Annotated in this window: 7 protein-coding genes, 1 tRNA gene and 1 pseudogene; 4 read left to right on the plus strand and 5 right to left on the minus strand. The window is 73.7% G+C overall.

Annotation, left to right across the window (positions count from 1 at the left end):
* Positions 1–27 precede the first annotated feature (27 nt).
* Both GJV82_RS11675 and GJV82_RS11680 read left to right on the plus strand, forming a co-directional pair.
* Positions 28–960, plus strand: coding sequence for an aldo/keto reductase (locus tag GJV82_RS11675; RefSeq protein ID WP_155099346.1), 933 nt, complete (start codon positions 28–30; stop codon positions 958–960).
* A gap of 79 nt (positions 961–1,039) precedes the next feature.
* The gene (locus tag GJV82_RS11680; protein WP_024840788.1) at positions 1,040–1,489 is read left to right on the plus strand and encodes a hypothetical protein; all 450 of its coding nucleotides are present in this window, start codon (positions 1,040–1,042) and stop codon (positions 1,487–1,489) included.
* Between the two features lie 77 nt (positions 1,490–1,566).
* Here the strand turns inward: GJV82_RS11680 and GJV82_RS11685 are convergent, their stop codons facing one another.
* Positions 1,567–2,412 (minus strand): aldo/keto reductase, encoded by an 846-nt coding sequence (locus GJV82_RS11685; protein ID WP_155099347.1) that lies wholly within the window; start codon positions 2,410–2,412, stop codon positions 1,567–1,569.
* A gap of 256 nt (positions 2,413–2,668) precedes the next feature.
* Here GJV82_RS11685 and GJV82_RS11690 point away from each other — a divergent pair, with 256 nt between their 5' ends.
* Complete coding sequence (locus GJV82_RS11690; protein WP_225873301.1) at positions 2,669–3,544, plus strand: SH3 domain-containing protein; 876 nt, start codon at positions 2,669–2,671, stop codon at positions 3,542–3,544.
* Between the two features lie 69 nt (positions 3,545–3,613).
* Positions 3,614–4,621 (plus strand): zinc-binding alcohol dehydrogenase family protein, encoded by a 1,008-nt coding sequence (locus GJV82_RS11695; RefSeq protein WP_155099349.1) that lies wholly within the window; start codon positions 3,614–3,616, stop codon positions 4,619–4,621.
* Positions 4,622–4,738: 117 nt separating this feature from the next.
* Here GJV82_RS11695 and GJV82_RS11700 read toward each other — a convergent pair.
* From GJV82_RS11700 to GJV82_RS19470, 4 genes and pseudogenes are all read right to left on the minus strand, one after another.
* A tRNA-Ala gene (locus GJV82_RS11700) sits at positions 4,739–4,811 on the minus strand.
* 68 nt (positions 4,812–4,879) lie between these two features.
* The gene (locus GJV82_RS11705; protein ID WP_024840784.1) at positions 4,880–5,560 is read right to left on the minus strand and encodes a histidine phosphatase family protein; all 681 of its coding nucleotides are present in this window, start codon (positions 5,558–5,560) and stop codon (positions 4,880–4,882) included.
* Complete coding sequence (gene rsfS, locus GJV82_RS11710) at positions 5,557–6,003, minus strand: ribosome silencing factor (RefSeq protein ID WP_162289561.1); 447 nt, start codon at positions 6,001–6,003, stop codon at positions 5,557–5,559. The genes GJV82_RS11705 and rsfS overlap by 4 nt, the downstream gene beginning before the upstream one ends.
* Before the next feature lie 21 nt (positions 6,004–6,024).
* Positions 6,025–6,522, minus strand: a pseudogene (locus GJV82_RS19470) (hypothetical protein); the annotation flags it as partial.

The raw sequence follows: 6,522 nt of genomic DNA on the forward strand, positions 1-6,522 counted from the left end.
ACCCGCCCCAGCGAAGGAGCTGCACCCATGAAGACCTTCACCCTCCCCGGCACCGACCTCGTCGTCCCGAACGTCGTGCTCGGCCTCATGCGCATCCAGGACAAGACCGACGACGAGGTCCGCACGCTCGTGCGGACCGCGCGCGACGCGGGGATCACGTTCCTCGACCACGCCGACGTCTACGGGTCCGACCTCCACGGCTGCGAGCGCCGCTTCGCCGAGGCGCTCGACCTCTCCCCCGCCGAGCGCGCGGAGTGGGTCATCCAGTCCAAGGCCGGCATCGTGCGCGAGGGTCCGTACTTCGACTTCTCCTACGAGCACCTCGTCGCGTCCGTCGAGGGGTCGCTCGAGGCCCTGCGCACCGACTACCTCGACATCCTCCTGCTGCACCGCCCGGACGCCCTCGTCGAGCCGGAAGAGGTCGCGCGCGCGTTCTCCGACCTGCACGCCGCGGGCAAGGTGCGCGCGTTCGGGGTGTCCAACCACACGCCGGGGCAGATCGAGCTCCTGCGCCGGTACGTCGACCAGCCGATCGTCGCGAACCAGCTCCAGCTCTCCGTCACGCACGCCCCGCTCGTCGCGCAGGGCGTCGCGGCGAACATGCAGGGTCTCGACCAGTCGGTCAGCCGCGACGGCGGGACGCTCGACTACTGCCGCCTGCACGACATCACGGTCCAGGCGTGGTCGCCGTTCCAGGCCGGGTTCTTCACGGGCGTGTTCCTCGGCTCCGAGAAGTACCCCGAGCTCAACGCCGTGATCGACCGCCTCGCCGCCCGGTACGACGTGCCGCCGATCGCGATCGCGACGGCGTGGATCACGCGCCACCCGGCGCAGATGCAGGTCGTCCTCGGCACGACGAGCCCCGAGCGCGTCGCGGGCGCGGCCCTCGGCTCGGACGTGCCGCTCACGCGCGCCGAGTGGTACGAGCTGTTCCGCGCCGCGGGGTACACCGTCCCGTGACGACGGGGCCCGGCCGCCCGTGTCCCAGGTCACGCGCGGGCCGGCCGGGCGGCCCCGCCCGGCGGTCTAGGCTCGTTCCGTGGCAACCTTCTCGGCAGTGACCCGGCAGCACATCCTCCAGGCGATCGCGGACTGGGACGACCGCGGCCGGGACGCGTTCCTCGGGGTCTACGGGTTCGCCCCGAGCCCCGGCACCCCGCTCCTCCACGAGGACCGCGCGTACGACGCCCAGGCGATCCTCGGCGTCGCGCACCGGTACGCGACCGGACGCGTCGCGACCGCCGAGGAGTTCCGCAACAGCCCGGTCAGCGTCGCGGACCTGCTGCGCAAGCGCGGGTTCGACGTCCCGGGCGCCGCGCCCGCAGCGCCCGCTCCCGCGCGTCGCACGGCCGCACGGTCCACCTCGCCCGCGCGGGCACCGCGACGCACGACGACGGCACGAGCCGCCGAGCCCGAGAAGGCCCCGGCCGTGTGCCCGACGTGCTTCACGGTGCTGCCGGCCACGGGCATCTGCGACGACTGCGGCTGACCACCGCCCGCACCGAACGACACGGGGCGCCGTCCTGACCGGACGGCGCCCCGTGTCGTCGTGCTGGCGGGTCCGGGTCAGTTGACCTCGGACGGGTGCGCGCTCACGCGGCCCGAGCCGTCGCCCGGGTCGAGCGCGTCGATCGCCGCGACCTCGTCCGCCGTGAGCTCGAAGCCGAAGACGTCGAAGTTCTCCGCCATGCGCTCCTTGCGCGACGACTTCGGGAAGACGATGAAGCCGCGCTGCAGGTGCCAGCGCAGGACCACCTGGGCGGGGGTCACGCCGTGCGCGGCCGCGGCGTCGGCCACGGGCTGCTTCTCGAAGAGCGGGTACTTGCCCTGGCCGAGCGGGCCCCACGACTCGATCCGCGTGCCGTTCGCCTCGGCCCACGCGAGGACGTCGCGCTGCTGGTACGCCGGGTGCAGCTCGATCTGGTCGACGGCGGGCACGACGCCCGTCGCGGCGACGATCCGGTCGAGGTGCTCGGGCAGGTGGTTCGAGACGCCGATCGAGCGCGCGAGGCCCGCGTCGCGGATCTCGACGAGCTTCTCCCACGCGTTCGTGTACTGGTCCTGCGCGGGGGCGGGCCAGTGCGTGAGGTACAGGTCGACGTGGTCGAGGCCGAGCTTGTCGAGGCTCTCCCGGATCGCGTCGTGCGGCTGCTCGCCGGACTGGCGGTCGTTCCAGAGCTTCGTCGTGACGAACAGCTCGTCGCGCGGGATCCCGCTCTTCGCGATCGCGGCGCCCACGCCCTCCTCGTTGCGGTAGATCGCCGCGGTGTCGATGTGGCGGTAGCCGACCTCGAGGGCCTCGCTCACCGCCTTCTCGGCCTCGTCCGGCGGCACGAGGAAGACGCCGAAGCCGAGCTGAGGGATGGTGTGACCGGAGTTCAGGGTCACGGTCGGAACAGAGGGAACCGTCATACGGACCAGCGTAGGAAGCGCCCGTCCGCCCGTCCAACGACTGCGGGGCATGCGACCCATCGCTCCTGCTCATGAGTCCGCCCGGTGCGCGTCGGTGCCGAACGCGCGGAATGTCCGACTGGACTTCCCAGATCACGGTTTGGTTACACTGGCGCGGTCCTGCCCACGAAGAACCGGAGCGCTCATGTCTCGAGGCCGCCACAGCGCAGCCCCCGCCTCACCCGCGCGCTCCTTCCGGCTCCCGTCCTTGCCCACGATGCCGGTCCGGTCGCTCAAGCTGCCCGCCCTGGCCCTCGTGACCCTGCTCGGCTCCGGCGTCGTCGGCACAGGCCCCCAGGCTGCCGAGGGCAACCCGGACCTCGCGCCGCTCAGCGTCGAGCCGACCGCCGAGCGCACGCAGGCCGCCGTGAGCCGCTCGTCCGAGCGCACGGCACCGCCCCCCACCGTCAAGGAGGCCCCGGTCGTCGAGACGGCGGCGAAGATCGTCGTCGTCCCCGCGGCCGAGGTCGCCCCGCCGCCCGAGCCGGAGCCCGTCGTCACCGGCCAGCTGTGGACCACCGACGCCGTCAACGTGCGGACCGGACCGTCGGCCGACGCCGAGCGCGTCGCGACCGCCGAGTTCGCCCAGGCCGTCGACGTCACCGGCACCACCGAGGGCGACTGGAGCCAGGTCGTCTGGGACGGCTCGGCCGCGTGGATCAAGACGAGCTTCCTGTCGTCCTCCCAGCCCGAGGCGCGCACCGCCACGACCACGACGAGCGCGGGCGGCACGTCCGACGCCGCGTGCTCGGTGAGCAGCGGCATCGAGTCCTCGCTCCAGGCGAACGCACGGGCCGTCTACCGCTCCGTGTGCGCCCACTTCCCGCAGGTGACGTCCTACGGCGGCATCCGCCCGGGCGACAGCGGCGACCACGGCACCGGCCGCGCCCTCGACATCATGATCAGCGGTGACACCGGCTGGCAGATCGCGCGCTACCTCCAGGCCAACGCTGGCGCGCTCGGTATCACGTACCTCATCTACCAGCAGCAGATCTGGATGGCCGGCGACCCCGCGAGCGCGTGGTCCGGCATGGAGGACCGCGGCGGCACGACCGCGAACCACTTCGACCACGTGCACGTCAGCACGTCCTGACCCCCGCCCGAGGGCCCCTCCCCCGCCACCACCCTTGACGGCGCCCGGCGGCGATCGAACCATGGGGCCATGGTGACGACGACCGCGATCGGGTACGAGAGGAACCTGCCCTCCGACGCCGCGGACGCCCTCGTCGTGCGGGAGGTCGAGGTCCCCGCCCTCGGGCCGCACGACCTGCTCGTGGAGGTCGAGGCGGTGTCCGTGAACCCCGTGGACGTGAAGCTGCGCGCCGGCGCGCCGTCCGACGGGTTCCGCGTCCTCGGCTTCGACGCCGCGGGCGTGGTGCGCGACGTCGGGGACGCGGTGACGCTGTTCTCCCCGGGCGACGAGGTGTTCTACGCCGGGAGCGTCGACCGGCCCGGCACGAACCAGCGCCTCCACGTCGTGGACGAGCGCGTCACCGGGCGCAAGCCGGCGACGCTCTCCTTCGCGGACGCCGCGAGCCTGCCCCTGACGGCGATCACCGCGTGGGAGGCCCTGTTCGACCGGCTCGGCCTCACCGACGCCTCGACCGGGACCCTGCTGGTCGTCGGCGCGACCGGCGGTGTCGGGTCGATCATGCTGCAGCTGGCCGAGGCGCTCCTGCCGGGCGTCACGGTCGTCGCGACCGCCTCCGACGACGACCGCGCGGCCTGGGTGCGCGGCCTCGGCGCGGAGCACGTCGTCGACCATCGGGGCGACCTGGCCGCCCAGGTGCTCGGGATCGCGCCGGACGGCGTGGACTGGGTGTTCACCGCGCACTCGGAGGGACAGGTCGAGACGTACGCGACGATCGTGCGCCCCTTCGGCCACGTCGTCGCGATCGACGACGGACCGCGCGACGTGTTCCCGTTGAAGGACAGGAGCATCGCCTGGCACTGGGAGCTCATGTTCACGCGACCCGTCCAGCGGACCCCCGACATGATCGAGCAGCACCGCCTCCTGGACCGGGTGGCCGACCTCGTCGACGAGGGCCGTGTCCGCGCGACGACGACCAGGACCCTCGCCCCGATCGGTCCCGAGACGCTGCGCGAGGCGCACGCGCTCGTCGAGAACGGGCGCACGACGGGCAAGGTCGTCGTGCACGGCTGGCGGTAGCCGCCTCACCACCGGCCCGCACGGGTCCCCGGCCGACGCCGGGATCGCGGTGATCGCGGTATCGACCGCACACGACGAAGGCCGCCTCCTCGACGAGGAGACGGCCTTCGGTCTCGGTGGAGCTGAGGGGACTCGAACCCCTGACCCCCTGCATGCCATGCAGGTGCGCTACCAGCTGCGCCACAGCCCCGTGGATCCGTGAAGATCCAGGTCATGCACTCCTCCGGCCGGTTTCCCGTCCTGCGGAGCGTCGCTAGTCTACGCAGAAACCGGCTCCAGATTCCAATCCGGTCCGGCGTTCCACTCGTCGAGCGGGAACCCGGCCCCGACGTTGTGTGCCACGAGGCGCCACGCGGGCCGTGCGGTGGGTGCGGAACGGTGCAGGTGGGACCAGTGCACGTTGTGCAGCCCGGAGATCCCGCGCCACCCCTCGGCGTCGAGCCCGAGCAGCGCGGTGACGGCGAGCGTGATCGCGGCGCCGTGGGACACGACCACGAGGGTGTCGTCCTGCTCCAGCGACTCGACGTGCTCGGTGACGGCCTCGACGAGCCGCGCCGCGACGTCGGCCTTGCTCTCCGCGCCCGCGCGCGCGGGCTCCTCGCCCCGACGCCACGCGGCGTACTCCTCGGGCCAGCGCTCGGCGATCTCCGGCCCGGTGAGGCCCTCCCACTCCCCGAAGCCGCGCTCGCGCAGCCGGGGGTCGAGCAGGACGTCCGTGCCGATCGCGCCCGCGTACGCTCGCGCGGTGTCCGCGGCGCGCACGAGGTCGGACGCGACGACGCGCGTCGCGCGGTGGGCGCTCGCGAGCGCCTTCGCGCCCTGCTCGGCCTGCCACTGCCCCACCGCGTCGAGCGGGATGTCCACCTGGCCCTGCAGGCGCATCGTGGCGTTGTAGGCCGTGCGGCCGTGGCGCAGGAGGACGAGCGTGCCGGCGCTCACGCCAGGGGCTCCCCCGACAGGCGGATGGCGCCGTCACCCCGGGTCGTGTCGTCCGCGTCGTCGGCGGACCCGTCGCCCCCGCGCGCGTCCTCGGGCAGCGCGACGACCGGGCAGTCCTTCCAGAGGCGCTCGAGCGCGTAGTAGACGCGGTCCTCGGCGTGCTGGACGTGCACGACGACGTCGCCGAAGTCCAGGAGGACCCAGCGGGCCTCCTGCTTGCCCTCGCGGCGGATCGGCTTGGCGCCCGCCTTGAACATCGCCTCCTCGACCGCGTCGACGATCGCCGAGACCTGGCGCTCGCTCGACCCGGACGCGATGAGGAACACGTCCGTGAGGACGAGCTGCTCGCTCACGTCGAGCGCGATGATCTCCTCGGCCTTGCGGTCGGACGCCGCCCGGGCCGCGACGACGGCGAGCTCCACGGCTCGTTCGGTGGCAGTCACGTGTCTCCTTCTGATGGCCGCTCAGCGGCCGGGGTCGGGTGTGGCGTGGTCGTCCCACGTGCCGACGACGCTCGCCGAGGCGCTCGCGTCCTCCGTCGCCAGGCCGGGGTCGTCGCGCGAGACGAGCGTCCAGACGAGCAGGCCGAGGACGAACGCCACGGCGACGAGGATGAGGTAGTGCAGCCACGTGTACGACGGGCCGCGGGGGTCGTCGTCGAGGTCCTCCTCGGGCTCCTCGACCTCCTCGGCGCGCGAGCGGACGCGCGGGAAGAGGTCGTCCGAGGGCGCCGTGGCCGGGGCGGCCTCGCGGACGCCGCCGAACGGCGACGCGGCCTCGCGGCTCGCGCTCGCCGGCTCGGGCGCGGAGCCCGACGTGATCGCGGACCACGGGAGCGCCGCACCCGGGGCCTCGGCAGGGGCCGGGGCGGTCGGGGCGGAGGTCGGCGTGGAGGGGACGCGCTCGGGCGCGGCGGGCGCCCGGGTGGCCCCCCACGGCGACGGGGCGGGCGCCGGGGCGGG

This window comes from Cellulosimicrobium composti (assembly GCF_009711085.1).
Lineage (GTDB): Bacteria > Actinomycetota > Actinomycetes > Actinomycetales > Cellulomonadaceae > Cellulosimicrobium > Cellulosimicrobium composti.

Coding starts and splice junctions, on each gene's coding strand:
- GJV82_RS11675 (WP_155099346.1), top strand. CDS start 28: ATGAAGACCTTCACCCTCCCCGGCACCGACCTCGTCGTCCCGAACGTC.
- GJV82_RS11685 (WP_155099347.1), bottom strand. CDS start 2,412: ATGACGGTTCCCTCTGTTCCGACCGTGACCCTGAACTCCGGTCACACC.
- GJV82_RS11690 (WP_225873301.1), top strand. CDS start 2,669: ATGCCGGTCCGGTCGCTCAAGCTGCCCGCCCTGGCCCTCGTGACCCTG.
- GJV82_RS11695 (WP_155099349.1), top strand. CDS start 3,614: ATGGTGACGACGACCGCGATCGGGTACGAGAGGAACCTGCCCTCCGAC.